Source organism: Rahnella sp. 2050, assembly GCF_040544515.1.
Classification (GTDB): Bacteria; Pseudomonadota; Gammaproteobacteria; order Enterobacterales; family Enterobacteriaceae; genus Rahnella; species Rahnella aceris.
Window position 1 is genome coordinate 1 of record NZ_JBEPKE010000006.1, and the last position, 26,128, is coordinate 26,128.

Sequence of the window (26,128 nt, forward strand, 5' to 3'; positions counted from 1 at the left end):
CATGGCGCGGGTAAATTAACCCACTAACGACGCCGGATATATGGTCGCAAACCGTATCGAACCAGTACTTGTAACACCCGGGGCGTCCATATATGATCAACCTTTGTCTGGCATGGCTACTGCCCGGCATGAGAGCTGTAAGTGAAACTGGCTACGTTTTTTATCCACCATCCTAATGTTGTTATTTCTGAGTAGAATGTTTGAAATATGTGCCTGAGTAACTAACTTAATCATGCCTGTGCTGGAGATATAAAAGCTGGTGGCGGTTCTATTTCTCTCCAGAGAACCATAGCGATTTCCTACTTGCGGTCATCACTGGCCTTCCAGTTATCCACAGCACAAAAAAATCAGGAAAAATACCCTGATGCAGGAAAGAAGACAGCGAGCCGATATATTCCTGAATCCATTGGATATTTGGGTTCAACGATCTGAGTGGAAAAGTTAGTTTTAGATTGAATGTCATTACCAGGAACGGATATTTTTTGTTATCAATAAAATAACTCATTCGGGAGAAATCGGCCAGCATACTCGGATTCATGGCGGACTTACCAAACCTGCGGATGTCTCGAACTATGTGCTTATTAATTGTATCGTATAATCTTCGAGTTATTTCAGGTGAGATATTTCGATTTATGTAGAGCTCGGATTTTCTTGCTTCAGGTTTCGGGAGGGGATAACAGGCAAAGGTATGGGTTTGAGTTAACTCATTTTTTTTCGTGAACAACTGTGTGAAGAATATGTCTGGCCTTTAATAACCGGGTGTTGGTAATGAAATATATTCCCTGATTATAAAGTTTAAAAGATGTTGACTAATGTGAATTAACTATTCTTTACCGGTTAGCCATTAATAACTAAAATATTAAATTTCTTAATTAATACAGAATGCCGAAGCATCCTGTATTAATAATAAGATTAAATAGCTCTTAATATCAGTCGTTAAAGTACCAGTAACCGCTGTTTACCAGCGCAGACAGCAGCGCAAGGAATGAAGGATCGTCCAGCGCATCGCCAAGCATGTCTTTGGTTACGGTTTTATGGCGGGCAATCGCATCCACCGCAGCGATATGTTCCGTGGTCATGGCTTCGCCGTTGACGTAACAGGTATCACCCACGCGCAGCACGCGAAGACCGCCCAGACGTTCCAGCGTTTCACCCGACTCCAGCAGTTCATAAATTTCACCCGGCTGATAAGGCGGTTCCGGCGGTGCCAGATCCAGCTCATGACGCGACTGGGAAATAAACTCGCCAAACCAGCTGTTGAAATGCGCCGGATTATCAATCAGATCCAGCATCATGCCGCGCAGTTTATCCAGCTCAGCCGGTTGTACTTCGGCCGGATGTTCACGTTCAACCAGTTCCGGATCGCTGTAACGGTGGCTGCCCAGCTCGCGGGAAAGCACGAAATCTGCAAAACCACTGACCATCTCACGGGCGTTTGGCGCACGGAAACCGACGGAATAGTTGAGGGAGTTTTCCAGCGAATAGCCGTCGTGCGGGAAGCCCGGCGGAATGTAGACGATGTCGCCCGGTTCCAGTTCTTCATCAATAATCGCCTCGAACGGCTCGACCTGCAGCAAATCAGGATGCGGGCAATGTTGTTTCATGGCGACTTTCTCGCCCACACGCCAGCGGCGGCGGCCAGTGCCCTGAATAATAAATACGTCGTACTGATCCAGATGCGGGCCAACACCACCGCCGGGCACCGAGAAGGAAATCATCAAATCGTCCATGCGCCAGTCAGGAATGTGGCGAAATGGCGTCATCAGATGGGAAGAGGGTTCATGCCAGTGGTCGACCGCCTGAACCAGAACTGACCAGCCCGTTTCACCCAGATGATCGTAACTTTCAAACGGCCCGTGGCTGACATTCCACTTGCCGTCCTCATTGCTCACCAGACGGCTGTCCACCTCATTTTCCATCGCCAGACCAGCCAGTTCGTCCGGAGAGATCGGATCGACGAAATTTTTAAAGCCGCGTTTTAACACCACAGGACGCTTTTGCCAGTAACGCTGCAGGAAATCATTCCAGTCTAGGTCGAGTTGGTAATCCATAGTATTTCCCTTGCATTAAATGGAGGGTGATAAGGAAGAGAAGAGTCTGTAAATGATTATAACGGAAGGTGTTGCGGCTGAGTTGGGCAATTGCCAGCAAATTTCGCACTATGCTTAAGATTGCGCCGAAATTTGCTGGCAAAATAATCGGGGGAGAACGTTATTCCAGTTCAATGCCTTGTTGCAGACCAAAACAAACGCGCATGCTGGCGCCGCCAAGCGGGCTGTCACCAATGATAATTTTGCCGTCGTACTGTTCAATGATGTCGTTGGCGAGCGATAACCCCAGCCCTTGTCCCGGACGCAAGGTATCTGCCCGCTGCCCGCGCTGGAAAATCACCTCGCGCTTACTTACCGGAATACCCGGGCCATCGTCTTCAATCAGGATCACCAACTGATTCTCGGTATGGACGGCACTGATTTCGACAAACTCCAGACAGTATTTGCAGGCGTTGTCTATCACATTACCCATCACTTCCATGAAGTCATTTTTTTCGCCCACAAAGGTGATTTCCGGTGAAATATCCACCGTGATCACCACGCCTTTACGCTGATAAACCTTATTCAACGCCGAACATAATCCGTCGAGGATCGCCGGGACGGAGTGAACTTCACGGATCAGCAGGTTTTGTTCGGAGCGCAATGTCGCGCGATGCAGGTAATAGCCAATCTGCTGTGAGATGCGGCTGATTTGCTCAAGCATCACCGGCTCGGCATCTTCAATGGTCATCTGTTTACCATTGCGCAGTGCACGCAGGGTGGACTGCAAGACAGCCAGCGGCGTTTTCAGGCTGTGCGTCAGGTCAGCCAGCGTGGTGCGGTAACGATCATAACGGCCACGCTCCCCGTGCAGCAAAATATTCAGGTTACGCACCAGACCGCGCAGTTCACGTGGCGGGTTTTCATCCAGTGATTCCCGCTCGTGGGTTTCCAGTTCGGCGACCTGATGGATCAGTTCTTTGATTGGCCTCAGGCTCCAGTAAGCTGCCAGCCATAACAAAGGCACCACCAGCAGCAGGTTCGCCAGTAAGACATAGCTGAACCATTCCCAGACAAGATCAGATCGCTGTAATTCCTGCGGAATGGTATCGACCACCACAATGTTCAGCGCCGGCAGGCGCGAGGTTGCATTATAGGTATTGACCGCAATGGAATGGGTCATCGCGTTGGCGTCGGTATCGTCGTAATCCTTCAACTTATCCTGCGCTTGCGGGTTGTTGCCCAGTACTTCGCTGCTGATTTGCGTGTCGGTATCCAGCTCATAGAAGCCGGGTTTGTTCATCCACGCTTTATCGATATGCGCTTCGAGCTCAGGGATGCGGCGCTCGGCCCATAACAGTTTTCCGTCTGCGTCGTAAATGAACACCAGCGTCGGCGTGTTGAGGTCGAGATCAGGTGGAACGTTGATAGTCAGCTTGCCGTCGCGCCATTGTGCAAGGCTGAAGAAGAGGTTACTTTCGCCGCGCAGGAGCCGGTAGGCGGTTTTGTCGAAACTCACCATGTAACCCACCACGGCCACCAGCCCGTAGGCCAGCGACAGGGTAAGTACCACCGCAGCGGTCGCCATCATAAAGCGGACGCGAAGGGAGAAGGGGTTCCGGGTACGACGTCCTTTCATGAAGCGTCCTTTGAACATGACGATGATTATGGCCTGATGTCGAAACGGTAACCCTGACCACGTACGGTCGTTATCACATCAACCGGGTGTTCTGCCTGCAGTTTTTTGCGCAGACGGCCCATCAGAACATCGACGGTGTGACTTTCACGCAGCTCGGCATCCGGATAGAGCTGAAGCATCAGAGAGTCCTTGCTGACCACCTTTCCCGCATTGCGGATCAGTGTCTCGATAATCGTGTATTCGAAAGCGGTCAGTTTAATCGGCTGCTCATTGACGGTCAGTTCACGACGTGACAGATCAATCTGGAAAGGTTGCAGCGTGATCACCTGTGAAGCGAGACCGCTGTTACGGCGCATCAGCGCCTGCATGCGCGCCAGCACTTCTTCCAGATGGAATGGCTTAGTGACGTAATCATCCGCACCGGCTTCCAGCACTGCGACTTTATCCTGCCAGCTTTCGCGGGCGGTCAGCACCAGAATCGGCAGATTGTTCTGATGACTTCGCCAGCGGCGGATCAGGCTCAGGCCATCTTCACCAGGCAAGCCGAGGTCAACAATGGCGATATCAGGCGCATGCTCATGCAGAAAATAGTCTGCTTCTTTGGCATCTTCTGCCGCATCGACCTGATGGCCCATTTCCCGCAGCTGTACTGAGAGGTGATGACGTAACAGTGCGTTATCTTCAATGACTAAAATTCGCATGGTGATTCCTTATCCTGACAGCGCGAAAAATGGATTAAACATTCTGAGTGCGATTGTAAATGATTCAGAAACATTTTAATCAACCTCAGGTCAACGCAGGTGTGCCGAACATCAACAGAACCTAAACGAATTATAAGCGGCTTCCGCCAGGCGTGGCATAAAAAAGGCGACCCGAAGGTTAATGCCGGTCACTTAAGGAAATGAGGCCCGTGAATTTGGGCCTTCGATGAAGAAAAATAGCGCTATAAGCCTGATTCCTTCATTATCCTTTGAAGCACAAAAATGAATTTGTATTCATAAAAATGCTTAAGTGACCGGCATTAACCCGAAGGTCGCCTTTTGACGTGCAGAGCAAAAACTTACTTCAGTTCGTCAACCATGGTGGTGGCGCGGCCGATGTAGTTGCCCGGTGTCATGGCTTTCAGACGCGCTTTCTCGTCTTCGGGTAATTCAAGTGAATCGATAAATGCCTGCATACCGGCAGCATCAACACGCTTGCCGCGTGTCAGCTCTTTCAGCTTCTCGTAAGGCTTTTCAATGCCGTAACGACGCATCACGGTCTGGATAGGTTCAGCCAGTACTTCCCAGTTGTGATCCAGTTCGTTCGCCAGATTCGCTTCGTTCACTTCAAGCTTGCTGACGCCTTTCATGGTTGCCTGATAAGCAATCAGTGCATAGCCCAGACCCACGCCGAGGTTGCGCAGTACAGTAGAATCCGTCAGGTCGCGCTGCCAGCGGGAAACCGGCAATTTGCTGGCCAGATGCTGCAATACCGCATTTGACAGACCGAGGTTGCCTTCGGAGTTTTCGAAGTCGATCGGGTTCACTTTGTGCGGCATGGTAGAAGAACCGATTTCGCCTGCAATAGTGCGCTGCTTGAAGTGGTTCAGGGCAATGTAACCCCAGATGTCGCGGTCGAAGTCGATCAGGATGGTATTGAAACGCGCCACGCAGTCAAACAGTTCGGCGATGTAGTCGTGTGGCTCGATCTGGGTAGTGTACGGATTCCAGGTAATGCCCAGAGAGGTAACGAACTCTTCACTGAACTGGTGCCAGTTCACTTCCGGATACGCCACGATGTGAGCATTGTAGTTGCCGACAGCACCGTTGATTTTGCCCAGGATTTCGACATTTTGCAGTTGCTTAAACTGACGATCCATACGGTAAGCGACGTTAGCCAGTTCTTTACCGATGGTGGATGGCGTAGCAGGCTGGCCGTGGGTACGGGACAGCAGCGGAATGTCGCGGTATTTGTGTGCCAGGTCTTTCACGGCATCAATAATCTGTTTCCAGTACGGCAGCACCACATCCTGACGTGCAGTTTGCAGCATCAGTGCGTGAGACAGGTTATTGATGTCTTCAGAAGTACAGGCGAAGTGAATGAATTCAGACACCGCATGCAGGGCAGGGAGCGTAGCCACTTTTTCTTTCAGGAAATACTCAACGGCTTTGACATCATGATTGGTGGTTTTTTCGATATCTTTAATGCGCTGTGCGTCATTAACATCAAAATTTGCCACAATCTGGTCGAGGAAAGCGTTTGCGTCGGCATCAAAAGCAGGAACTTCCTTGATTTCTGCACAGGCTGCCAGTTTTTGCAGCCAACGTACTTCAACCTGCACACGGAATTTCAGCAGGCCAAATTCGCTGAAAATAGTACGCAGCGCGCTGACTTTATCACCGTAGCGTCCATCAACGGGGGAAACGGCGGTCAGTGAGGATAATTCCATCGGTAGCAACTCCTGGGATCTTATTAACAATGAGCGAGAATATTCTTCGCCTGTTCAAACAAGCGATTACGGGAAAACATCAGTTGCAGGCGGCCACCGCCGACCTGGTGCCACAGCACCGCGGAGCGGATCCCGGCCAGTAAAATGGCGCGGACCTTTGCCTGCACTTGCGAATTTTGCAAAATTGCCGGTGAACCGGTCACCTGAATACGCGGACCGGCCGGGCTGACTACGTCGACATAAATCGAGGCCAGAGAGCTGATCATCGTTTCAGATTCCAGTTCGAAATGCGCGAGTTGACGGTCGAGCTGGTCGATACGTTCACCGAGCTGATTCATGGCGGCTTTGTTGGCGTACAGCTTGCGCTCCAGCACCATCAGGCTTAACGCATAACGCGTTAACTCAGCGCCCGGTCCCTGGCGGTTCGCGTTCAGCACGCCCAGCAGCGTCTCAAGCCCCATCTTCAAATTGGCTTCATTATTACCGTAAACTGCCAGCGTCGAGGCCGGATTCATCTCCAGCAGGCTGCGCAGTGACACTGACATTTCTTGCTGTGAGCATTGGCCTTCATGTGCCAGTTGCTGAACCAGGCGTGCTGCCTGACAGATCCCCGCCAAAGCCAGCGTAATGTCGTAATAATTTTTAGCCACGTTTACTCCTGTAAGCGTTTTGAAACGATGAGACGCAGTGACAATGAAATAGCCCAAATTCATGGCGACAGATCATGCCATAAAACTGCCCCTAAACACAGTTCGGAATCAGTGCAGGGCGTCACAGTCGGGCAGAAATAAAGCGGGACGCCCGAAAGCGTCCCTTATTCAATCACATATTGACCCGATATCAGGCCTGAAGCGGCAGACGCTGTTCAATTACGCCCCCGCCGAGGCACACTTCCCCGAGATAAAACACCGCTGACTGACCCGGCGTGACGGCGGCAACGGGTGCATCGAAACGCACCTCGATGCGGTCGTCACCGAGCGGTGTCACTACGCACGGGATATCTTCCTGGCGGTAACGGGTTTTCACGGTACAGGTGAGCGGGCCGGTCAGCGTTTTGCGATCCACCCAGTGCAACTGTTGAGCAATCAGACCGACATTCATCAGGCGCGGATGCTCGTGGCCCTGTGCGACGTAAAGAATGTTGTTTTCCACATCCTTCTCGACGGTGTACCACGGTTCTTCGCTGCCGTCTTTCTGCCCGCCGATGCCCAGACCTTTACGCTGACCGAGTGTGTGATACATCAGACCCTGATGTTGTCCCATCACCTGACCGTCAACGCTTTTGATCACGCCCGGTTGCGCCGGTAAATAGCGGCCCAGGAAATCACGGAATTTACGCTCACCAATAAAGCAGATGCCGGTAGAGTCTTTTTTCTTCGCGGTGATCAAATCCAGTTCTTCGGCGATGCGGCGAACTTCCGGTTTTTCCAGCTCACCGACCGGGAACAGGCTTTGTGCGACCTGTTCGTGACCGAGCGTGTAGAGGAAATAGCTCTGGTCTTTATTGCCATCAATGCCCCGCAGCAAATGGCTGACGCCATTGATATCCTGGCGGCGAACGTAGTGACCGGTCGCGATATAATCCGCGCCCAGGTCTTCAGCCGCAAATTCCAGGAAGGCTTTGAATTTGATCTCTTTGTTGCACAGGATATCCGGGTTTGGCGTGCGTCCGGCTTTGTATTCCTCAAGGAATAATTCGAACACGTTGTCCCAATATTCCGCCGCGAAATTCACGGTGTGCAGTTCGATACCCAGCTTGTCACACACGGCTTGCGCATCCGCAAGGTCGGTGGCTGCTGTGCAATATTCTTCGTCATCATCCTCTTCCCAATTTTTCATGAAGAGGCCCTCGACCTGGTAACCCTGCTGTTGCAAAAGGTACGCAGAGACAGAGGAATCGACACCGCCGGACATCCCGACGATCACTTTTTTCTGGCTGTTGTCAGACATAATAGTCCCGAAACGCATGAATTAATTGCCCGGTACTGACGGTGTTTTTCTGAAGCTTGTCCCACGAGGATGAAGGCCGCGCGCAACTCATAGTTCACAGAAAACCCGAACACCACAGAAACCCGAACAGAGAGGTACTGCTTTACACGAGGTAAATCGTGAAGCGCGAAATTTTATCACGTCGGGCCGGTTGCTGCATCGCTGATTCACCGCGTGGCAACAACCGGGGGAGGGTGTTATTCCGGCAGGTTGAAATTATGCAGAATTTCCAGAGGATAGCGCGGCGATTGCTGATAACAGCGAATGCTTTCGGCCACCAGCGGCGAGCGCAATTGCGCAGAGCCGATAATTTCTTCGGCGCTGACCCAACGGCACTGGTCGATATCATCGTCCTGCGGCGCAGTTTCCAGCATTTCAGGCAAATCAATCACGAAAGCGAAACGCAGGAACGGCGTATCGTCCGGCGCCTGCCACTGATGTAAACCCAGGAAAAACTGCGGCTCGGCGTGGATGCCGGTTTCCTCATACAGCTCGCGTTTTGCGGCGCTGACTAAGGTCTCATTGGCTTCAAGATGTCCGGCAGGTTGATTCCAGGTGACTTTGCCGTGAATGGTTTCTTCGACAACCAGAAACTTTCCCTGTGCCTGAACGATGCAGGCGACAGTAACGTGCGGTTTAAACATGTGGAATTTCCTTCCATTGGCCGGGTTGTAAATCGCCGAGAGTAAACTCGCCCATGCTGTAACGGATCAGACGCAATGTCGGGAAACCGACATGAGCCGTCATGCGGCGCACCTGACGGTTTCTTCCCTCGTATAACGTGATTTTTAACCACGCTGTCGGGATAGATTTACGTTCGCGGATCGGCGGATTGCGCGCCCACAGCCATTCCGGCTCTGGCACAATCTCTGCACCTGCGGGCAGCGTCGGGCCGTCTTTCAACGTGATGCCTTCACGCAATGATTTCACTGCGGCGTCATCCGGTTCGCCCTCGACCTGGACATAGTAAATCTTACCGGTGCGCTTGCCGGGTTGGGTCAGCGCAGCCTGCAGTTTGCCATCGTTGGTCAACACCAGTAAACCTTCGCTGTCCCGATCCAGACGGCCTGCGGCATAAATATCTGTTAATGGAATGTAATCTTTAAGTGTCGCACGACCCGCCTCATCAGTGAATTGTGGCAGCACATCAAACGGTTTATTGAAAAGAATCACCTTTACTGGCCCTTTTGGGGCAGATTGTGCTTTAGACGGCCTTTTGCTGAAACGTTTAACGTTGTGATTTTTAAAAGATAGCGGGTTCATAGGCATTGAAGTTAGAGAGAATTAGCGCATTATACTTGAAAAATGTTTCGGATTGGCTAGCGAGAAATATTCGAGTAATATCGACCGGCATCTTACAAATTTTTAACAAAAATGCGCTCGAAGGAGAGGTTAATGGAAAGCAAAGTAGTTGTTCCGGCTGAAGGTAAAAAGATTACAGTAGACGCTCAGGGTAAACTGGTCATTCCTAATAATCCTGTTATCCCATTTATCGAAGGTGATGGCATCGGTGTTGATGTGACGCCTGCCATGATCAAAGTCGTTGATGCGGCTGTTCAGAAAGCCTACAAAGGTGAGCGTAAAATCTCCTGGATGGAAATCTACACCGGCGAAAAATCCGTAGAACTGTACGGCAAAGATGTCTGGTTGCCAGAAGAAACCCTCGATCTGATCCGTGATTACCGTGTTGCTATCAAAGGCCCACTGACAACTCCAGTTGGCGGCGGCATTCGCTCCCTGAACGTGGCACTTCGCCAGCAACTCGACCTGTACATCTGTCTGCGTCCGGTACGTTATTACACCGGCACACCAAGCCCGGTGAAACGTCCTGAAGATACCGACATGGTGATCTTCCGCGAGAACTCTGAAGATATCTACGCAGGTATCGAGTGGAAAGCCGGTTCTGATGAAGCTGATAAAGTGATCAAGTTCCTGCAAGAAGAAATGGGCGTGAAGAAAATCCGTTTCCCACAAGAATGCGGTATTGGTATCAAACCTTGCTCCGAAGAAGGCACCAAACGTCTGGTTCGTGCGGCGATTGAATACACCATCACCAATGACCGTGATTCACTGACGCTGGTTCATAAAGGCAACATCATGAAGTTCACCGAAGGTGCCTTCAAGGATTGGGGCTACCAACTGGCGCGCGAAGAGTTCGGCGGTGAGCTGATCGACGGCGGCCCGTGGGTGAAAATCAAGAACCCGAATAACGGCAAAGACATCATCATTAAAGACGTGATTGCGGATGCATTCCTGCAACAAATCCTGCTGCGTCCTGCTGAATACGACGTTATCGCCTGTATGAACCTCAACGGTGACTACATTTCTGACGCTCTGGCGGCGCAGGTTGGCGGCATTGGTATCGCACCGGGCGCAAACATCGGTTCTGATTGTGCACTGTTCGAGGCCACTCACGGCACTGCACCGAAATATGCCGGTCAGGACAAAGTGAACCCGGGTTCAATCATTCTGTCCGCAGAAATGATGCTGCGTCATATGGAATGGTTCGAAGCCGCAGACCTGATCGTCAAAGGCATGGAAGGCGCAATCGCTGCCAAAACTGTGACTTACGATTTCGAACGTCTGATGGAAGGCGCTAAGCTGCGCAAATGTAGCGAGTTTGCCGACGACATGATCGCAAATATGTAATTGCGAAATTGTTGAAATCGACATCGGGGGCATCGCGCCCCCTTTGTTTTTCATCCCTTCAAAAATTCTTCTGCAAAACCCCTGTAAAATCTTCTGCAAACCCAGACTGAAAACACCTGATTTAAATAGTCAGAACCACAAACCTTTCCTGCAGTCTTTGTCCGTGAAAACATGAGAGCTATTTGATTAATAATTTGGGCGATGATCCTGATAAATAATGAGAACAGCGTTATTAAGCTTTACATCGTCTTAAAAATATAAAATAGGAATACATGAGATTGTGAAAGAGCGTTTTCTCACATAGATTTAAAAAGTGTCATTCACCTCAAGGAACAACCATCATGTTTAAGCGTCGCACACTCCAGATTGCTCTGGCGGCGGTTATTTCTCTGACAGTGCTGTCAGCGCCCGTTTTTGCTAATCCCGGGAATGGGAATGGGAATGGGAATAGTAATGGTAACGGCAATAGCAACGGTAATAGCAATGGCAATGGCAATGGCAACGGCAATGGCCACGCCAATAAAGGTCAGGGAAATGGTAAATCATCTGAGCACTCCGGGAATCGCAAAAATTATGGTAAGCCAGACCATGTCTCGTCAGATATAAGCTTCTCACGTGCCCGTTCACTCGCAGTTAACTATGGATTAACCGGATATCAGGCTCTACCACCAGGAATCGCAAAAAATTTAATGCGTGGCAAACCATTGCCTCCGGGCATTGCCAGGAAAGCTGTTCCGGCCTCAATGCTGAACGAGTTGCCGTATTATCCTGGTTATGAATGGCGAGCTGTGGGGGATGATTTAGTTCTCATTGCCCTGAGTACTGCAATTGTCACTACGATTATCAATGGCGTATTTGATTAAAAATGACATAGCATTCTTTTAAGCCTCGCATTAGCGAGGCTTTTTATTTGAACTAATATGAAGATGACGATTAATGGTATCCCGAAAAAGGTCGCTGCTCAGGAATAACCAGAAACTTATTTCATCAGGGGATTCTGCGGCCCTGATGCTGTTTATTTAGCGGTCGCGACCTGCTGTTTTTTAGCTTGTGCTGCGAGATGATGCCCAATAGCGCATCCTGCCACCGCGCCGAGAACAGCGTGATGTTTCAGATGACCGACTACACCCCCCGCCACAGCCCCTTTGAGACATCCTTCTGCCTGAGCAAATGAACTCACTAACATCATGCTGAAAATGGCTGCACTCAACATCGTTTTTTTCAACTGAATTCTCCCAAATGAACACATAGTGCTGTGGCAGAAAATGTCATAACAGCCCCGGTTTGTCATTTTGCTATCTGTAAGCAGGTACTGCTGCTGTTACTTTTCAGATAAGAGAAACTGGTTGCCGACGGCCATGAGTGGCTTATCCCGGTTACATCTGCCGAGGCAGTTAACGGCTCATTGACCAAAGGTTTACTTTATATATAGAAGGCGAGGGACTGCACTTTTTTTAAGTCTGCTAAACTTATATTCAGTAACCGGCGGAGGTCTGCTTTCTCCGCTGTCTCCGGTTATTTTCCACCCGTGAAGAAGGATGCTGCTATGACGCATCAAGAGCAATTGCAGGCCCTGATGGTTCGCATTGACGCGCTGGAACAACGTGAAAGACAACTGACTTATGCTTCAAATGCTTATCAGGCGATTTTAACAACATTACTGGGAATACTGGATAAACCAACCCGTGACCGGGTGATCAGCATGGTCGATCAGGCTCATGATGTGGCATATGCCAGAGCTAATCTGGAGCAGAAAGGGAATATTCTGGGCGCTGATGATATCACCCAGCGCATTTTCTTATTTGCGCAGGGACGTGCGGCACAATCTAAGTAGCGACTGACGGATCATTGATAAGTAACTCGTTGCCTGAAAAGGCTGCGAGGTTTTGTTGTGTCGCACAATCAGCAACGCCGGTCGGCTTTGAGCATATTAATCGCTGCACCCAGCATAATACGGCGCTGGACCCCCGTCGCGCAGGCCAGTTGCTCGTCGAGATAATTAATCAGCGCATCGGCACTCAGAGGTTCTCCTCTGTGGCGCATCTTAATGACACCATCACCGATAATACGCGCGACTTCATCCCAGAGCGGTTGGATCTCACTTTCCGAGAATTTCATAACGGCTCCCGTTTGTGTGATTTACGTACAATCTATCATCTGGGCGGCGCGTGGCAAGTGGGTTAGAGGAAGAAGGGCGGTGCGTAGCATTTGAAAAGCCTCTCCTCAGGCAGTCACGCCGCAAGGAGAGGAAGGCAGCTTAATGCTTAATTACATACAAATCTTTGGTATAAATGTAATTGAGCAGGCTGTCGTTGAAACCACCCACATAGGGTTTGACCAGACGGGCGCTGACGTAGTGATACAAAGGAATGACCGGCGACTGCTCGGTTAACACCTGTTCCGCCTGCTGATAGGCTTTGCCCACATCCGCTTTGTCCGTGGCTTTTAACGCATCATCCAGTGCCTTATCGTAGGCGGCATTGCTGAATTTTGGCGTGTTCTCGCTGTTACCCGTGCGCAGGGTATTCAGAAAAGTGGACGGCTCGTTATAGTCTGCAATCCACGCATAACGCACCACTTCATATGTGCCCTGATGCATGGTATCCAGCATGGTTTTCCATTCCTGATTCTGTAAAACAGCATCGACGCCCAGATTCTTTTTCCACATTGATGCGGCGGCAATCGCAATGCGCTGATGCGCTTCAGAAGTGTTATACAGCAGGTTGAATTTCAGCGGATGGTTCGGACCGAAACCTGCTTCTGTCAGCAACTTTTTAGCTTCTTCGTTACGCTGTTCCTGTGTCAGGCTGGCCTCTTTAGGTTTGGCGAAAGTAAAACCGCCGGTGTTATCCGGAGAAAGATGCCAGGCTGGCGTTTGTCCCTGACCCATGACTCTATCGGCAATGATTGACTTATCAATCGCCAGATTCAGCGCTTTACGCACGCGAACATCGTTAAACGGTGGCTTCTGCGTGTTCATTGCATAGTAATAAACGGCCAGATAAGGGCTGACATGGACTTGCGAACCCAGCTCTTTTTTCAGCGATGCAAACAGCGGGGAAGGGACGGTATAAGTAATGTCGATTTCACCGGCTTTATAGCGGTTAACGTCCGCAGTCCCCGAAGCGATCGGTAAATAAGTGACTTTGTTGATGACAGTATGTGCGTTATCCCAGTAGTTCGGGTTACGGACAGCCGTGATGCGTTCGTTAACCGTCCATGTATCAAGCTTAAACGGACCGCTGCTGATCAGATTGCCTGGCTGAGTCCACTTATCGCCGTATTTCTCCACATCTGCCTGACTGATCGGGGAGAGAGAAGGGTGTGCCAGCATACCAAGGAAATAGGAAAGCGGTTGATCCAGGGTAATTTCCAGCGTCTGCTTATCCAGCGCTTTGATGCCCAGTTGCTCAGCAGGCTTTTTGCCGTTGATGATGTCGCCGGCGTTCATTACATGCATACTGCTAAGATAGGTTTCATAAGGTGAAGCCGTTTTCGGGTCTATAAGGCGTTGCCAGCTGAAAATGACATCCTGCGCGGTGATGGGCGAACCATCAGACCAGACGATTCCAGGGCGCAGATGGAAAACCCAGGTTTTGTTATCTTTAGTTTCCCAGCTCTCCGCCAGAGAAGGTTGCGCATTGCCTTTGTTATCTACCGTGACCAGTCCGGCAAAAAGATCGCTGAGGATATTGAATTCAACGTCGCTCTCCACTTTGTGCGGATCAAGTGACGCGGGTTCGCTACCGTTGTTGCGGACAATTTCCTGTTTGGCTGCCAGTTCAACACCTGCGGGAACGGTCGCAGCGTAGGTAGCAAAAGAAGCCATGAAAGAGCCGGAGAAAAGGAGTGCGAGAGGAAGTTTTTTGAAGCACCCATAAGTTTTACGTATCGTCATTGCCATTTCCTGCCCTGTCAATATGGTTAAATATCAATGAGTAACAGGGTATTCATACCGTTCTTCGAACACTTTGGCAATCGTTATGGCATTTTTTGTCGCGCTGTGTGAATGCTGACACAAATGTTCAGTAGTCAGCGTTCTCATGTGCAGGGATCCAGTAGCCGTCGATAAAATCTTCGATTGGGTAACAGCCAGCCTGGCGTAAACCTTGCTGATGCATCGCGACCATGCATTGTTTCTGAGTATTAAAGGCATCAACGACTAAGTCTTCACATCCTCCGCCCAGATAACAAATAGTCAAAACAAGTGCGAACATAGCGCATCTCCATTTTTGTCATCCTGTTAAGCATAGAACCATTATGCCCCTGGCAACATCCGACGCGGTGCGTTTGCTGCTTATTTGTCCGTCTTTATCGGACGAAAAAATGTGAAGTGGCAGAAAAGAGAATTTCAGGAAAGGGCGTGATATCCTCGCGGCCATAATTTTTATGAATGACCATTATGGAAGGAGCAGCTCATGTCTGAGTCTTTGAACAGAGAACAGGAAATCGAATCCGATCTGGTTGCATGCCAGCTGGTAATTAAACAAATTCTGGATGTGATTGAAATTATTGCGCCAGCAGAAGTGCGCGAGAAGATGTCTCATCAGTTGAAAAGCATTGATTTCAGCAAGCATCCTGCCGGTGCAGATCCTGTGACGAAGCGCGCTATCGAGAAAGCAATCTCACTGATCGAGCTGAAATTTACCAGGCACGACAGCTGATAAATAATTGTCATGCCTGCATCCGCGGGCATGACAATAATGTAGTGCGGTAAAATATTTGTTTTATTTGTTGTCGACCACTTCATCCACCCGCTTGAAAATCGGGCAGTTTGCAACACCGATGACGCCACTGTCAGAGTGAATATATTGCGAACTTACAATTCCTCTGGCGGTTAAGTACTGGCATTTCAGTCCCAGTCCTGCGGCATTCTCACTGCTGCCTACCGTCACGCCATAACCCGAAAAAAGAAAAATCGCGTAAATGACGGCCAGCAGGATAACGGTTTTAATTATTCCCATTCTGTAACTCCCTAAACATCTCGTCCTGAACGATTCAGGATATTGATAAGTATAGTAGAAGTTATTTTTCAGAAAATGTCACTGCAGCAGAATCCTAATCAGCAAAGTCGTGAAGATGCCAAAAAAATTGGCCCCTGAAAAGGGGCCAAAAAATTACTGAAGAGTGTTATTCAGACCGGCAAGTTACCAGCGGTATTTCATACCCAGGTTTGCTGCCCAAGGCTGGTCAACATCGCTGCCGCCAAGGTAGTTAGCCCCTGCGTAAACGGTGAAGTTTTTGCTCATGTCGAACTGACCGCCTAAACCAACGCGGACAGCAGAACCATCAACGCCGTTGTCGATACGGTCGCCATTGATGTTTGCATCGTTGTTAGCATCTTCATACACATACGCCAGTGTGCCGTACGGGCTAATTGCCTGATCTGCACCCAGGTCGAAGGTATAACCCAGATTACCACCCAGCTCATAACGCATGCTGTCATAAGCCTGATCGCTGACATGCATGTTGTTGCTCATGCTGTAATCGTCATCGCCGATAAACACGCCAGTAATGCTTGCGTATGGTGTCAAATAAGCCTGAGGAGCGAATTTCCAGTCATAACCCAGTTTCAGACCAAAGCCCCATGCATCAGTCGAGTTATCACCTGATACTTGCTGACCGTTGCTCATGGTGCTTTCTGTTGAGTTGCTGAAGTGGCTGTAGCTCAGAGAAGTATCGAAGAATGCGCCATTATTGAAGTCCAGGCTTGAGTAAACGCGTGCTGACTGGCTGTCAGTATCCGCATCGGCATCATCCATAGACAGGCTGGATTTTGCGAAACTTGCCGCCATACCGACCAGCCACTGGCGTTCACCGCCACCTTCGGTCACTTTATCCAAACCCACCATGATGCCATTAACGTCCTGATCGTAATCAATCACGCCGTTGTCACCGTTTTGCTGACCGCCGAAGTAGTTAACCCACACACCGCCTTTATCATTGCCCTGGGTGTGACGCGAACTATTCATGCGGTTTTCTAAGGTGTCTTGTTCCATATGCCATGTTGCCGCATTGGAAGAAGGCAGGCTCAGGGCCGCATTTGCAGTAGAGGTAATGCCTTGTTTTGCCAGCACGACAGTATCGCCGTACTGCTCAGCCTGATATTTATAAGCACCCAGATCAGCGGTGTTAGCATGGTTAAAGGTCGCATTGCCGCCGTAGATGCGGATCAGCTCTTTATTCTGATAATCAGCAACCTGGCCTTCACCTGTCGCGTTATCGATGCGTACCTGATAATTACCGTTGGTCACGCCATTAACGGCCAGATGACCGTCTGAGTTAATGCCGATAGTGCCCTGATCATAAACATAGTCAGCGGCAGTTTTGTCGCGTGCGTTGTTCAAATCAGAGTTGAGAACATATTCACGGCTACCGATATCGAAAGTACCGTTATCGGTCAGAACCATGTTATGTGTATCAACCTGACCTAAACCTAAGTTCAGCTCAGAACCGCTGCCCACAATGATGGTGTTGGCGTAGAGAGACGCAGTTTCTTCGGTCAATGATGCCTGGCTGCCTGAGTTCAGGTTCAACACATCGGTTTTAACGCCGCCGTGCGCGGCAATTTTCAGGGTTGATGCATTGGTGAGGGAGATGTGATCTGCCAGCAGGGCAGATTCAACAACATTCACCTGAGACCGGTTGTTAACAGTCAGATCGTCAATGTTGGATGATTTGGTGGTGTCCCACTCGGAACCGTTGTTTAGCGCGACATTAAACAATCCGCTTTGATAAACGTCATCGCCAACCAGATAGCCATTGGTACTGCTGAAGACAGAGTAAGGCCAGATGCTGTTGGTGCTGCGGTTATAGAGGGCTGAATCCATCTGAACATTTGAGATAGCTGCGCCAACCCATTTGCTGCCATTATCCAGCGTCAGATTCAGTTCGTCTGTATCATCCCAGCCATTGGTATCCAGCACGCCATCCGCATTGCTGTCATGACCGCCGACGTAATAGTTCTCGTCGAAGGTGCTGACAAAAGCGACGTCACCGGTAATGGTTGAATTATTGAATACGGCATGGGTTTTCATTGCGTTATCTGCGGTGGCACTGGCAACAACAGATAACGCGATATCGTCAGCCTGAGTACCGGCAGCGCTGATATTACCGTAATCGCTTGGCTTATCAGACTGGCCGTAGAAACCGCTGGTCTGCAATTCTGTATAAGAACCTGAAGTCAGCACGGAATCATTAACTGTCAGGGTATTATCAAAAGTATTGCCATTATTTACGTCAGTATCAACCCATTCGTAGCCTTGCGTCAGCGCAATGCCCGCGACGTGAGAGTTATTTTTAATAACGATGTCACTTTCCTGATCCAATGTCACCGCAACGCCCTTGTCAAAGGTGTTCAGGGTTTCATGATCCCGAACGTTGTTAGCATCAGTAACGTCGTAATCGAAGTGTTCGTAAGTATCGTTAATGGTGGAGTTATCAATAGTCAGCTGCAAAGGTGACTGATCATATTCATTACGGGTTGTACCGCAATCGCTCGTCATGCACTCAGAAGTGATCATGCCGTTGACAGTAGTATTGGTGATATTCAGCGTGTTGCTGTTATTGCTATCAAAACCGAGATAATGAGTGGAAATAACGCCGTTAACCACAGCGTTATTGATTGAAGAGTAGATGTCTCCGCCAACGTAACCGTTATCTGCGCCGTCGTTATCCACATATCCACGATAGCCGATATGACCCGCCAGAGTGGAGTCATGATAGAACGTATCGTATACGGTGCCAGAAATATCAGCTGATATTGCGGCAGGTGCTGTTACTGCAACAGCGCAGGCCAGCGCTATTTTAGAAACGAAGAACTTTTTATTCCATGCATGCATTTATTAATCCCTCAACAAAAAATAGTCAGCATGAATCAGCTGAAATTAATTCAGCCACTATGCTTTCATTTATATAACCGAAGAGACAGAAGAACTGTTCGACGGCGGGATGATATTTTAATGGGTGGTATAATTCAACAAAGAAGTTCCTGAGAATACTCACTAAAATTAAATTATTTTAACGGCGGGAGTAATATTATTGGATTTATTTGGCAACCATAATGAAAGTAATTTCTTTAACGGTTTCTGAATAATAATTATAAAGTCATTATATAATTTTACTGCTATTAGGCTTGTGTTCTTCCGGCCTTGTGGATATAACGCAAGGCGTAATCCCGCTTATCTTGTCAGCACCCGAAACAGGAGTCAGGTTTCTGTCATGAGCCTTGCGAGAATTAATGCATTATTTCACGTTCTGTTCCTTTCTTAATAAATAGGGTTATGGTTTTTATTAAAATGTCTATTTTATAGAAATTATTGTATGAGAGTTATCAGAAATGCAGCGGAGTAAACATTACTTTGCTTGACCAGGATCAAACAAGCATTACCTGCTATTTATAGATAAAGTTTATACATTTTATTGTTTGATTTACGTAGGTGATTATTACACGTTGTATCACGTGTAAAAGCCGTACTTTCGTTATATCGTTGTTTAGGATATTCGTCGTACTATGTCCTTCTGTTCAGTCAAATGCCGGACGTCGCCTTTGAGCCCTGATAGACGCTTTTTAAACCAAAAGAGACCTGCCATTAAATTGAAAAAGCCTGTTTTCAATGTCCGAAGGATCATTACGTTCGTTCTTTTTCTGCTCATCTGCATCGGCCTGTATCTGCTGGCGTTAAACAGTTACTGTGATCAGGGGGGCAACTTTGATCTGGGCGTATGTGCCATCACCTCATTCATTCCTTTTTAGCGGATGCCTGCCTGAATGACTTTTTGCTCAATGCTTGCGCTGATTGCGGGGGAGTAAGAAAACCCTGTTTTTTTGCGAATAGCTTCCCTGGCCTGTCGGGGATGGTAAGATGAACGCTCTGAACATTCAGTGGTAGGGTAGTCAATGTTTGATTTCGCAATGGGCCAAAACAGCCTGGCCTCATTGGTGCTGTGTGCACTTTCAGCACTGTTATTTCTGTTGGTATGGTTTTTCGTTAGCCGTGCCAGTGTCAGGGCAAATGAACAGATTGCTCTGTTACAGGAGATCGCTGAGCAGCAACGCCAGCAGACCGAATTACTTAAAATTCTGGCTGCACAGGCAAAGGGCAATGTGTCTTCTGTTGAGGCAGACGATGACTCTGCGCTCAGCCTGCGTGGTTTTATTCCTGAAAGATAATGTTGTTTTGTTAACCCGCCTTCCGGCGGGTTTTTCGTTGATACGCGGCGTGCATATCTTTCCTTCTCTTCCTCTCTGATCTTCCTTCATAAAACTGTCTTATTCCTCCGGTAGTCTCCACGCATGTGCCTTGCAGGATGGAATAACTGATGATCAAATGGTCTGAAGAAAACGACAGTGAAGTGAACCACAACATAGCCTTACTGACCGGAGAGGAACCTGAGAAGTGGTATCCCTATGGCGGAATGAAAGGCAAAGATTATTGCAACAACCCCTCCGATGCGTGGCCGATCATTTGCGCCAACAAAATCAGCATTAATTTTAAAGAGTTGCAAAGCAATCCTCTCTGGCTTGCTGAAATCAGCAGTCCTCAAGGCCAATGGCAGGCGCAAAGCAAACGTCCCCTTCGTGCCGCTATGGTATGTTTCCTGCTTAGTAAGACTTGCGTATAAACAAAAGCGCAGAGATACTCAGATAGTGACAAAGTTTTGCAAAGAAGTGATTCGAATAAGCGTCGCATAAAGCGATGCGTATCAAGTGATTAATGTTTCCTCATTTTGACAGTTGTGTCTAAGGCGGAGTCCATTATGAAGCGCATCATTAAAGGTGATAAAACTCTCTCCCATCTGGTGGTTGCTCATGCAGCTATCGACAGTCATGAAAAAGCCTACGGCAAACGCCGGCAGGGCTGGCCTTCCACCTATCTCATCAAATATAAAGATGCGCGTGTTGCGGTCGAAGTTGTGACCCGCAGACAATCCTATGTTGCCACCCTCATGATCGGTGCCAGAAATCTCACCAAACTTTGTGGTATGCCTGCCTGATAATCGGGAAGTATTCCTGTAACTTCAAACCGTGCCGGAGATATCCGCCACGGTTTTTCGTTATACAGGCTTTCTCATCAGATAACGCTGCCGGAGGTTACCCCGCTGAAAAGGCCGTTTCATAACAGATAGCATCAGTGCGATGACATCGAGGATCAACAGCAATGTTCCGGTGATGGCTAACGCCGTCAGCCCCAGCAGGGCGAGAAGGAAAATCTTTACTGAGGTCGGAACGGTCATCCGGCGAAAGCGGGAACGCAGCCATAAACGTCCATATTGTGCCTGGATCTGCATAATATGGGTCAGCCTTGACGCAAAGGTTTTGCGGTCTTTTGTTGTGTTCCTGGTCATAAATAATCTCCTTTTTGAACATCATCAGTTAAACATGAAGTTATTAAGATTTTCTTAACCCCACGTAGTGGCTGAACTGCCACATAATTTTTCACTTTCGATCTGTAGTGCGCTCAATAAGTATGCTAATTAATCTGCCTCATGGCTTTACGCTGCCGCCGATAAAATAGTGATCTCATGGAGCCTTATGTCAGGTAAAAATCCCTTTTACGACCCGTCAAAAACACATCACACACCGGATGGTTTTACCAATGCCGAACCCCATGACCGGCAGGAGGGTGATCTCAAGCGCTGGAGGAAAGAGCGCAAGGAACTTCGCCTGCCTGCGCCTCCGGCGAAAGGTTACGAACATTTTGTCAGCCAGTGGTGGCAGGTTGCCGACTTCAGCGGGTCTGATGATCGTTTATGGTTTTTAGGACATGCCTGTTTATTGCTGCGTGTTGCCGGGCGCTATATCCTGATGGATCCTGCATTGTCTCATCGTGCTTCGCCATTCAGTTTCTACGGGCCTGAGCGAAAAACGCCGGTTGCTGTGACGGTAGAAGAACTTCCACCGATTGATGTTGTTCTGTTATCCCACAATCATTATGACCATCTCGACAGCGCGACGGTCCGCAAGCTATTGCGACGTTTCCCGGAAGTGCAATTTATGGTGCCTTTGGGCATAAAGCGTTGGCTGGAGCGGCGCGGGGCACGATACATCGAGGAACTCGACTGGTGGGATGAGCAGCAGTTTGGTGAGCTGAAGTTTTCAGCTGTGCCGGCGCGCCACTGGAGTATGCGGACATTATGGGATCGAAACCGGTCTCTCTGGTGTGGATGGGTGGTCAGCCATCCCGGTTTGCGGTTCTTTTTTTCCGGCGACAGCGGGTACAGCAATCAGTTTGAAATAATTGGACAACGTCTGGGACCTTTCGATTTAGCCGCAATTCCTGTCGGCGCCTATGCACCAAGATGGTTCATGCGTGCGCAACATATGGACCCTCAACAGGCTGTGGCTGTGTTTACTGAGCTGTGTTGTAAAAAGGCGGTTCCCATTCATTGGGGGGTTTTTGAATTAGCCGATGAATCACTGGATCAGCCACTGATTGAATTAGCGGAAGCCATAAGTCAAAGTGAATCGCCTGAAATGGAATTTAAACCATTAAAAATTGGCGCAAGCATTTCTAAAGATTGAATATCATTTCCACCGGTATTGGGAATATATAAGTAGCTACTTCACCTATGAAATGAGAAGTATTATCAGTTGGGTGACATTTTTTATAACACTTACACTTCGTGTGTGTTATGTGAATGTTAATTATTAGGTCAGATAGATTAATTACCTGCTCAATTCATCTTTATCAAAACAGAATGTTTTTTGTAAGCGCGGAGAGACTTCTTTTTGTCAGAAAAAATGGATTTTTTTGTTGCTAAACAGGGCATTGAACTGCGCTTCGCCTGCCTGCAACGCAGGCGGGTTGTCTGTCAGACTATCGTGGTTGGCTTCTGGCAGGTAATGAGACGATTTCAGCGTGATCTGAGTATGAATAGAAAGCTGATATGGGATTTTGATCACGGTAATTAATATTAGTTTTTCATATGGATATTTAGTATTTGAATAAGGCGGCCGGGAGTATCGGCAAACTGTTATGTTGTTTTAACCAACTCGCAAACTTTAATTCATTATATTGTCAAAATCACCACGATAAAAAATAGTCATTACCGGGTGTCGTAATTTGGAATTCATTTTGCCTGAAGCCGGTTGGGTTTGGGCTATTATCAGGCAGGAAGTACAGGCGCACAGTTAAGGTGCATTTATTGATTTTCACTGTTTGTTTTGCACCATTTTATCCGTCTATGGCGTAATTGATTATTGCATAACCAGTCATATTGGGAGGCACTGACGTTGTGCATATACCCGTTCTGTTGCACAAGTGCCGCAAACGCCGTGTGATGCGCTGTCACCGGACCTGATCTCACGCTGTAAGGCCTGTAAAGCGGTGCCAAATGGGCACAGAAGCGGAGAGTTTTAGCTGGCTCCCGCAATAAAAATTCAAATAAAGGTGTGTTTTACGCTTACGGTTCTGCATTAAATGATCAATAATCGAAACAGGTCGTTATTGTTTTGTTTGATATGCAGGTAAAACTGCAAAGCAGAAAAAAGCATGTCTATCAACATATTTCAGCTTAACTGAACACGAAGTGCCTTTAACCGGCTCAAATATGTGCGACATGTCCATCACTGATTAAAAATGGCTTGCCATCGAATTCAGAGTATGTGATAACGCATCTGGGTAAAACGAGGTACAGTTCTGTATATGTGTGGCATTTTCAGTATAGAAGTTCTGAGTAAAGACGTTAACGTTGAATACCGCTTCTCTGCCGATTCTAATCTTAGTGCCTCAAGCAGTAACGACTCTAGTTTGTCTATGTAACGCCGCTGGGCGGTTTAAACAATCCAAAGGAAATACTCAAGATGGCAAAGATCAAAGGTCAAGTTAAGTGGTTCAACGAGTCTAAAGGTTTCGGTTTCATTACTCCTGCTGACGGCAGCAAAGATGTGTTCGTACACTTCTCTGCAATCCAGGGTAACGGCTTCAAAACTCTGGCTGAAGGCCAGAACGTAGAGTTCGAAATCCAAGACGGCCAGAAAGGCCCGTCAGCAGTTAACGTAACTGCAATCTAAGCAGCGTTAGCTGTAAAAAAACCCGCCAAGGCGGGTTTTTTTGTGTCAGCCGTTCAGGCTCAGAGGATCATGATCCCTGATTGCTGGTTACGTCCGCTGATACCCGGGTGTGTCGGGTCCTGCGCCCGCTGATGGCTGTTACGGCGAAAACTCGTGTACCTGAATCCGGTTCCGGCTGCATCGGGCGAGCAAATCGTGCAACGGCCTGCGCGATCAACGCCTGCAAATCCTAACGCCCGCAATTTGGCTTCAGCAATGGCAACCAGATCAAGATGGCGGTGGCTTGGTGAGATGAGTGCAGGGGGTAAATCGAGACGTTGCAGAAAAGTATCAATCAGTTCCTGACTGACTTCATAACAGCAGGCTCCTGCGGACGGGCCGACAGACACAAACCAGTCAGAAGTATCACCCGACTGATTAATCCGCTGTGCCATTTGCTCCAGAATGCCGTCAATCAGCCCGCGCCAGCCTGCGTGCACTGCCGCAACTTCTCTGCCATCTTTGCGACAGAAAATTACCGGTAAGCAGTCTGCAGTGAAAACGGCAAGAAGAATGCCCGGCATAGCGGTGATGAAGCCATCCGCCTCACCGCATTCCTGGCCTGCGACTGTCACATCGACAATCCGTGTGCCGTGTACCTGTTTTTTTCCGGGACAGGTCGCTTCATAGCTTTGCAGATGTTCAGGCAGCAACGCCTGTTTATCGCCGAAGCCATGCACAATACCGGGGATTTGACTGAGTAAAGCTGAGTGGTCACTCATCTTGTGTCTCGTTAGAGAAATGTGATGCAACCAGTGTAGCCGCCTTTGAGCGGGATTTTCCAGCAGTTGCAACCCCTGAGCACCTTCTTTAGACTTAACACTATTGCGAATTTTCGCCCCCTCAGACTTTTCTTGCAGGTTTTCCGCATGACTTATCAGTGCCCGCTTTGTTTCCAGCCGCTTACGCTGGCCGGTCAGCAATGGTGTTGTCCCGCCAACCATCAGTTTGATAACGCGAAAGAGGGGTATGTCAATCTGATGCCCGTACAGCACAAACGCTCAAAGCAGCCGGGTGACAGCCCGGAAATGATGATATCGCGTCGTGCTTTTCTTGATGCAGGCCATTACCAGCCTTTGCGTGACCGTCTGACAGATATTCTGGACGACGTCATCGCGCAAACGGCGGACACATTGCTGGATATTGGCTGCGGGGAAGGGTACTACACCGCCGCATTCGCTGAGAGGCTCACACAAAAACGTGCGCTGAAAGTGTTTGGGCTGGATGTCTCGAAAGTGGCCATCCGTTATGCATCCAAACGTTATCGCGATGTGTCATTTTGTGTGGCTTCCAGCCATCGCTTACCTTTTGCTGAGGGTTCACTGGATGCGGTCATTCGTATTTATGCACCCTGTAAGGCGCAGGAATTGTACCGGGCGATAAAACCGGGCGGCCTGGTGGTTACGGTGGCACCGGGACCACGTCATTTATATCAGCTGAAAGGGTTGATATACCAGGATGTACAACTGCATGCTGATCTCGATGAGCAGCTGGAAGGTTTTGACCGGATAAGTACGGAAGCGCTCGCCTATGACATGATGCTTTCCGGAGAGCAGGCGTTTGATTTATTGCAGATGACGCCATTTGCATGGCGTGCGACAGAAGAAGTGATGGCCAACTTAAAGGCTCAGACAGCCTTTGAATGCGAGACAGACTTCCTCATCAGGATACATCAGCGTGCGTCAGCGTAAATAACCCAGATGCTCCAGCAGGATGCTCGACCCAATTCCTATCAGAACCGCACCTCCTAAAACTTCGGCCCATTTGCCTAACAGCGGGCCGATAAAACGCCCGACCATTATCCCGAGCGTTGACATCACCATGGTCGCCATACCGATGAGCAGCGCGGTAAGGATGATGTTCACTTCAAGAAAAGCTAAACCGACGCCGATCGCCAGAGCATCCAGACTGGTGCCGATAGCCGTTGCAGCCAGGATCCAGAACCCGTGACGGGTTGCCGTTGTCAGGTTATCTTCCGGCTTATTTTTTAGCCCTTCGATGATCATGCGTGTGCCCAGAATACACAGCAGGGTAAACGCGACCCACTGGCTCCACTGCATGATGTACTGGCTGGCAAATAAGCCCATATACCAGCCAATCAGTGGCGTTATGGCTTCTATGACACCGAAAATAAAACCCGTGCGGAAGGCCTCGCGAAAGCAAGGACGATGAAGGCTGGCGCCTTTGCCAATTGATGCGGCGAAGGCGTCCATGGACATGCCAAATGCAAGAATAAGCGTAGCGGATAAGTTCACGAGAATAGCCCCCAAATAACGGCGCAACCTTACCACACTATTTTTATTCGGGACAACACCAAATAAAATGGGGTTTTAAAT

The 26,128-nt window shown here is 48.8% G+C and carries 29 protein-coding genes; 12 read left to right on the forward strand and 17 right to left on the reverse strand.

Going from position 1 to position 26,128, the window contains the following annotated elements; all coding sequences use genetic code 11:
* Positions 1-929 precede the first annotated feature (929 nt).
* The 8 genes from ABIC79_RS19745 to rluE form a co-directional block, all read right to left on the reverse strand.
* A complete protein-coding gene (locus tag ABIC79_RS19745) occupies positions 930-2,051 on the reverse strand; it encodes a ribosomal protein uL16 3-hydroxylase (protein ID WP_119261809.1) in 1,122 nt (373 codons plus the stop codon).
* 160 nt (positions 2,052-2,211) lie between these two features.
* A complete protein-coding gene (gene phoQ, locus ABIC79_RS19750; protein WP_013576219.1) occupies positions 2,212-3,669 on the reverse strand; it encodes a two-component system sensor histidine kinase PhoQ in 1,458 nt (485 codons plus the stop codon).
* Between the two features lie 26 nt (positions 3,670-3,695).
* Positions 3,696-4,370, reverse strand: coding sequence for a two-component system response regulator PhoP (phoP, locus tag ABIC79_RS19755; RefSeq protein WP_013576218.1), 675 nt, complete (start codon positions 4,368-4,370; stop codon positions 3,696-3,698).
* A gap of 359 nt (positions 4,371-4,729) precedes the next feature.
* Positions 4,730-6,100, reverse strand: coding sequence for an adenylosuccinate lyase (gene purB, locus ABIC79_RS19760; RefSeq protein ID WP_354568259.1), 1,371 nt, complete (start codon positions 6,098-6,100; stop codon positions 4,730-4,732).
* A gap of 23 nt (positions 6,101-6,123) precedes the next feature.
* Positions 6,124-6,750 carry a high frequency lysogenization protein HflD gene (gene hflD, locus ABIC79_RS19765; RefSeq protein WP_013576214.1) on the reverse strand — a complete coding sequence of 209 codons (627 nt, stop codon included), beginning with the start codon at positions 6,748-6,750 and terminating at the stop codon, positions 6,124-6,126.
* A gap of 190 nt (positions 6,751-6,940) precedes the next feature.
* The gene (gene mnmA, locus ABIC79_RS19770; protein WP_013576213.1) at positions 6,941-8,050 is read right to left on the reverse strand and encodes a tRNA 2-thiouridine(34) synthase MnmA; all 1,110 of its coding nucleotides are present in this window, start codon (positions 8,048-8,050) and stop codon (positions 6,941-6,943) included.
* Positions 8,051-8,286: 236 nt separating this feature from the next.
* Entirely contained in the window at positions 8,287-8,733 is a 447-nt protein-coding gene (locus ABIC79_RS19775; protein WP_013576212.1) for an NUDIX hydrolase, read from the reverse strand.
* On the reverse strand, positions 8,726-9,352 hold the full coding sequence (rluE, locus tag ABIC79_RS19780; protein ID WP_037037377.1) for a 23S rRNA pseudouridine(2457) synthase RluE: 627 nt from the start codon (positions 9,350-9,352) through the stop codon (positions 8,726-8,728). Before rluE ends, ABIC79_RS19775 begins: the two co-directional genes overlap by 8 nt.
* 132 nt (positions 9,353-9,484) lie before the next feature.
* Here rluE and icd point away from each other — a divergent pair, with 132 nt between their 5' ends.
* Complete coding sequence (gene icd, locus ABIC79_RS19785) at positions 9,485-10,738, forward strand: NADP-dependent isocitrate dehydrogenase (protein WP_354568262.1); 1,254 nt, start codon at positions 9,485-9,487, stop codon at positions 10,736-10,738.
* Between the two features lie 341 nt (positions 10,739-11,079).
* Positions 11,080-11,601, forward strand: a complete 522-nt coding sequence (locus tag ABIC79_RS19790; protein ID WP_119261808.1) for an anti-virulence regulator CigR family protein — start codon at positions 11,080-11,082, stop codon at positions 11,599-11,601.
* A 152-nt stretch (positions 11,602-11,753) separates the two neighbouring features.
* On the opposite strand, the gene ABIC79_RS19795 is transcribed toward ABIC79_RS19790, so the two are convergent.
* Positions 11,754-11,951: a hypothetical protein gene (locus tag ABIC79_RS19795; protein ID WP_041673231.1), complete on the reverse strand. Its 198-nt coding sequence runs from the start codon at positions 11,949-11,951 to the stop codon at positions 11,754-11,756.
* A 333-nt stretch (positions 11,952-12,284) separates the two neighbouring features.
* On the opposite strand from ABIC79_RS19795, the gene ABIC79_RS19800 reads away from it, so the two are divergent.
* The gene (locus ABIC79_RS19800) at positions 12,285-12,572 is read left to right on the forward strand and encodes a hypothetical protein (protein WP_013576208.1); all 288 of its coding nucleotides are present in this window, start codon (positions 12,285-12,287) and stop codon (positions 12,570-12,572) included.
* 68 nt (positions 12,573-12,640) lie between these two features.
* Here ABIC79_RS19800 and ABIC79_RS19805 read toward each other — a convergent pair whose 3' ends face one another.
* From ABIC79_RS19805 to ABIC79_RS19815, 3 genes are all read right to left on the reverse strand, one after another.
* Complete coding sequence (locus ABIC79_RS19805; protein WP_013576207.1) at positions 12,641-12,856, reverse strand: hypothetical protein; 216 nt, start codon at positions 12,854-12,856, stop codon at positions 12,641-12,643.
* Between the two features lie 139 nt (positions 12,857-12,995).
* Complete coding sequence (locus tag ABIC79_RS19810) at positions 12,996-14,636, reverse strand: ABC transporter substrate-binding protein (RefSeq protein ID WP_013576206.1); 1,641 nt, start codon at positions 14,634-14,636, stop codon at positions 12,996-12,998.
* A 127-nt stretch (positions 14,637-14,763) separates the two neighbouring features.
* A complete protein-coding gene (locus ABIC79_RS19815; protein WP_013576205.1) occupies positions 14,764-14,955 on the reverse strand; it encodes a YdfD/YebW family protein in 192 nt (63 codons plus the stop codon).
* A gap of 201 nt (positions 14,956-15,156) precedes the next feature.
* Between ABIC79_RS19815 and ABIC79_RS19820 the strand changes: the two genes are divergently transcribed.
* Complete coding sequence (locus ABIC79_RS19820) at positions 15,157-15,402, forward strand: DUF2766 family protein (RefSeq protein WP_013576204.1); 246 nt, start codon at positions 15,157-15,159, stop codon at positions 15,400-15,402.
* A gap of 63 nt (positions 15,403-15,465) precedes the next feature.
* Here ABIC79_RS19820 and ABIC79_RS19825 read toward each other — a convergent pair whose 3' ends face one another.
* Entirely contained in the window at positions 15,466-15,702 is a 237-nt protein-coding gene (locus ABIC79_RS19825) for a YobH family protein (RefSeq protein WP_013576203.1), read from the reverse strand.
* A gap of 183 nt (positions 15,703-15,885) precedes the next feature.
* The gene (locus tag ABIC79_RS19830) at positions 15,886-18,579 is read right to left on the reverse strand and encodes an autotransporter YaiT-related protein (protein ID WP_013576202.1); all 2,694 of its coding nucleotides are present in this window, start codon (positions 18,577-18,579) and stop codon (positions 15,886-15,888) included.
* 788 nt (positions 18,580-19,367) lie between these two features.
* Between ABIC79_RS19830 and mgrB the strand changes: the two genes are divergently transcribed.
* From mgrB to ABIC79_RS19850, 4 genes are all read left to right on the forward strand, one after another.
* On the forward strand, positions 19,368-19,493 hold the full coding sequence (mgrB, locus tag ABIC79_RS25675; RefSeq protein WP_462139293.1) for a PhoP/PhoQ regulatory lipoprotein MgrB: 126 nt from the start codon (positions 19,368-19,370) through the stop codon (positions 19,491-19,493).
* A gap of 144 nt (positions 19,494-19,637) precedes the next feature.
* Positions 19,638-19,910 carry a YebO family protein gene (locus tag ABIC79_RS19840; RefSeq protein WP_013576201.1) on the forward strand — a complete coding sequence of 91 codons (273 nt, stop codon included), beginning with the start codon at positions 19,638-19,640 and terminating at the stop codon, positions 19,908-19,910.
* A 149-nt stretch (positions 19,911-20,059) separates the two neighbouring features.
* Complete coding sequence (locus tag ABIC79_RS19845; protein ID WP_013576200.1) at positions 20,060-20,362, forward strand: phage protein NinX family protein; 303 nt, start codon at positions 20,060-20,062, stop codon at positions 20,360-20,362.
* Positions 20,363-20,497: 135 nt separating this feature from the next.
* On the forward strand, positions 20,498-20,734 hold the full coding sequence (locus ABIC79_RS19850; protein ID WP_013576199.1) for a DUF4060 family protein: 237 nt from the start codon (positions 20,498-20,500) through the stop codon (positions 20,732-20,734).
* Positions 20,735-20,794: 60 nt separating this feature from the next.
* On the opposite strand, the gene ABIC79_RS19855 is transcribed toward ABIC79_RS19850, so the two are convergent.
* Complete coding sequence (locus tag ABIC79_RS19855) at positions 20,795-21,085, reverse strand: hypothetical protein (RefSeq protein WP_013576198.1); 291 nt, start codon at positions 21,083-21,085, stop codon at positions 20,795-20,797.
* Between the two features lie 187 nt (positions 21,086-21,272).
* On the opposite strand from ABIC79_RS19855, the gene ABIC79_RS19860 reads away from it, so the two are divergent.
* From ABIC79_RS19860 to cspE, 3 genes are all read left to right on the forward strand, one after another.
* Positions 21,273-22,262, forward strand: coding sequence for an MBL fold metallo-hydrolase (locus ABIC79_RS19860; protein WP_112152146.1), 990 nt, complete (start codon positions 21,273-21,275; stop codon positions 22,260-22,262).
* A gap of 1,123 nt (positions 22,263-23,385) precedes the next feature.
* Positions 23,386-23,502 (forward strand): DUF2627 domain-containing protein, encoded by a 117-nt coding sequence (locus ABIC79_RS19865; protein WP_119261806.1) that lies wholly within the window; start codon positions 23,386-23,388, stop codon positions 23,500-23,502.
* A 41-nt stretch (positions 23,503-23,543) separates the two neighbouring features.
* A complete protein-coding gene (gene cspE / locus ABIC79_RS19870; protein ID WP_002221949.1) occupies positions 23,544-23,753 on the forward strand; it encodes a transcription antiterminator/RNA stability regulator CspE in 210 nt (69 codons plus the stop codon).
* A gap of 59 nt (positions 23,754-23,812) precedes the next feature.
* Here cspE and pgeF read toward each other — a convergent pair whose 3' ends face one another.
* Positions 23,813-24,514 (reverse strand): peptidoglycan editing factor PgeF, encoded by a 702-nt coding sequence (gene pgeF / locus ABIC79_RS19875; RefSeq protein WP_013576196.1) that lies wholly within the window; start codon positions 24,512-24,514, stop codon positions 23,813-23,815.
* 147 nt (positions 24,515-24,661) lie between these two features.
* Here pgeF and rlmA point away from each other — a divergent pair, with 147 nt between their 5' ends.
* Positions 24,662-25,483 carry a 23S rRNA (guanine(745)-N(1))-methyltransferase gene (gene rlmA, locus ABIC79_RS19880; protein ID WP_112152148.1) on the forward strand — a complete coding sequence of 274 codons (822 nt, stop codon included), beginning with the start codon at positions 24,662-24,664 and terminating at the stop codon, positions 25,481-25,483.
* Here the strand turns inward: rlmA and mntP are convergent.
* Entirely contained in the window at positions 25,475-26,047 is a 573-nt protein-coding gene (gene mntP / locus ABIC79_RS19885; RefSeq protein WP_119261805.1) for a manganese efflux pump MntP, read from the reverse strand. The two genes, rlmA and mntP, sit on opposite strands and share 9 nt — an antisense overlap.
* Between the last annotated feature and the right edge of the window lie 81 nt (positions 26,048-26,128).

What these genes read in the sequence shown, in the direction of transcription:
- rlmA (WP_112152148.1), top strand. Translation starts at nt 24,662, where the DNA reads ATGACTTATCAGTGCCCGCTTTGTTTCCAGCCGCTTACGCTGGCCGGT.
- ABIC79_RS19850 (WP_013576199.1), top strand. Translation starts at nt 20,498, where the DNA reads ATGAAGCGCATCATTAAAGGTGATAAAACTCTCTCCCATCTGGTGGTT.
- ABIC79_RS19790 (WP_119261808.1), top strand. Translation starts at nt 11,080, where the DNA reads ATGTTTAAGCGTCGCACACTCCAGATTGCTCTGGCGGCGGTTATTTCT.
- ABIC79_RS19855 (WP_013576198.1), bottom strand. Translation starts at nt 21,085, where the DNA reads ATGACCAGGAACACAACAAAAGACCGCAAAACCTTTGCGTCAAGGCTG.
- icd (WP_354568262.1), top strand. Translation starts at nt 9,485, where the DNA reads ATGGAAAGCAAAGTAGTTGTTCCGGCTGAAGGTAAAAAGATTACAGTA.
- ABIC79_RS19845 (WP_013576200.1), top strand. Translation starts at nt 20,060, where the DNA reads ATGATCAAATGGTCTGAAGAAAACGACAGTGAAGTGAACCACAACATA.
- ABIC79_RS19810 (WP_013576206.1), bottom strand. Translation starts at nt 14,636, where the DNA reads ATGACGATACGTAAAACTTATGGGTGCTTCAAAAAACTTCCTCTCGCA.
- phoQ (WP_013576219.1), bottom strand. Translation starts at nt 3,669, where the DNA reads ATGAAAGGACGTCGTACCCGGAACCCCTTCTCCCTTCGCGTCCGCTTT.
- ABIC79_RS19865 (WP_119261806.1), top strand. Translation starts at nt 23,386, where the DNA reads ATGTGTGGCATTTTCAGTATAGAAGTTCTGAGTAAAGACGTTAACGTT.
- rluE (WP_037037377.1), bottom strand. Translation starts at nt 9,352, where the DNA reads ATGAACCCGCTATCTTTTAAAAATCACAACGTTAAACGTTTCAGCAAA.
- ABIC79_RS19825 (WP_013576203.1), bottom strand. Translation starts at nt 15,702, where the DNA reads ATGGGAATAATTAAAACCGTTATCCTGCTGGCCGTCATTTACGCGATT.
- mnmA (WP_013576213.1), bottom strand. Translation starts at nt 8,050, where the DNA reads ATGTCTGACAACAGCCAGAAAAAAGTGATCGTCGGGATGTCCGGCGGT.
- ABIC79_RS19840 (WP_013576201.1), top strand. Translation starts at nt 19,638, where the DNA reads ATGTTTGATTTCGCAATGGGCCAAAACAGCCTGGCCTCATTGGTGCTG.
- ABIC79_RS19800 (WP_013576208.1), top strand. Translation starts at nt 12,285, where the DNA reads ATGACGCATCAAGAGCAATTGCAGGCCCTGATGGTTCGCATTGACGCG.
- ABIC79_RS19795 (WP_041673231.1), bottom strand. Translation starts at nt 11,951, where the DNA reads ATGTTGAGTGCAGCCATTTTCAGCATGATGTTAGTGAGTTCATTTGCT.
- ABIC79_RS19815 (WP_013576205.1), bottom strand. Translation starts at nt 14,955, where the DNA reads ATGTTCGCACTTGTTTTGACTATTTGTTATCTGGGCGGAGGATGTGAA.
- ABIC79_RS19805 (WP_013576207.1), bottom strand. Translation starts at nt 12,856, where the DNA reads ATGAAATTCTCGGAAAGTGAGATCCAACCGCTCTGGGATGAAGTCGCG.
- pgeF (WP_013576196.1), bottom strand. Translation starts at nt 24,514, where the DNA reads ATGAGTGACCACTCAGCTTTACTCAGTCAAATCCCCGGTATTGTGCAT.
- cspE (WP_002221949.1), top strand. Translation starts at nt 23,544, where the DNA reads ATGGCAAAGATCAAAGGTCAAGTTAAGTGGTTCAACGAGTCTAAAGGT.
- ABIC79_RS19830 (WP_013576202.1), bottom strand. Translation starts at nt 18,579, where the DNA reads ATGCATGCATGGAATAAAAAGTTCTTCGTTTCTAAAATAGCGCTGGCC.
- ABIC79_RS19775 (WP_013576212.1), bottom strand. Translation starts at nt 8,733, where the DNA reads ATGTTTAAACCGCACGTTACTGTCGCCTGCATCGTTCAGGCACAGGGA.
- purB (WP_354568259.1), bottom strand. Translation starts at nt 6,100, where the DNA reads ATGGAATTATCCTCACTGACCGCCGTTTCCCCCGTTGATGGACGCTAC.
- ABIC79_RS19860 (WP_112152146.1), top strand. Translation starts at nt 21,273, where the DNA reads ATGTCAGGTAAAAATCCCTTTTACGACCCGTCAAAAACACATCACACA.
- phoP (WP_013576218.1), bottom strand. Translation starts at nt 4,370, where the DNA reads ATGCGAATTTTAGTCATTGAAGATAACGCACTGTTACGTCATCACCTC.
- ABIC79_RS19745 (WP_119261809.1), bottom strand. Translation starts at nt 2,051, where the DNA reads ATGGATTACCAACTCGACCTAGACTGGAATGATTTCCTGCAGCGTTAC.
- ABIC79_RS19820 (WP_013576204.1), top strand. Translation starts at nt 15,157, where the DNA reads ATGTCTGAGTCTTTGAACAGAGAACAGGAAATCGAATCCGATCTGGTT.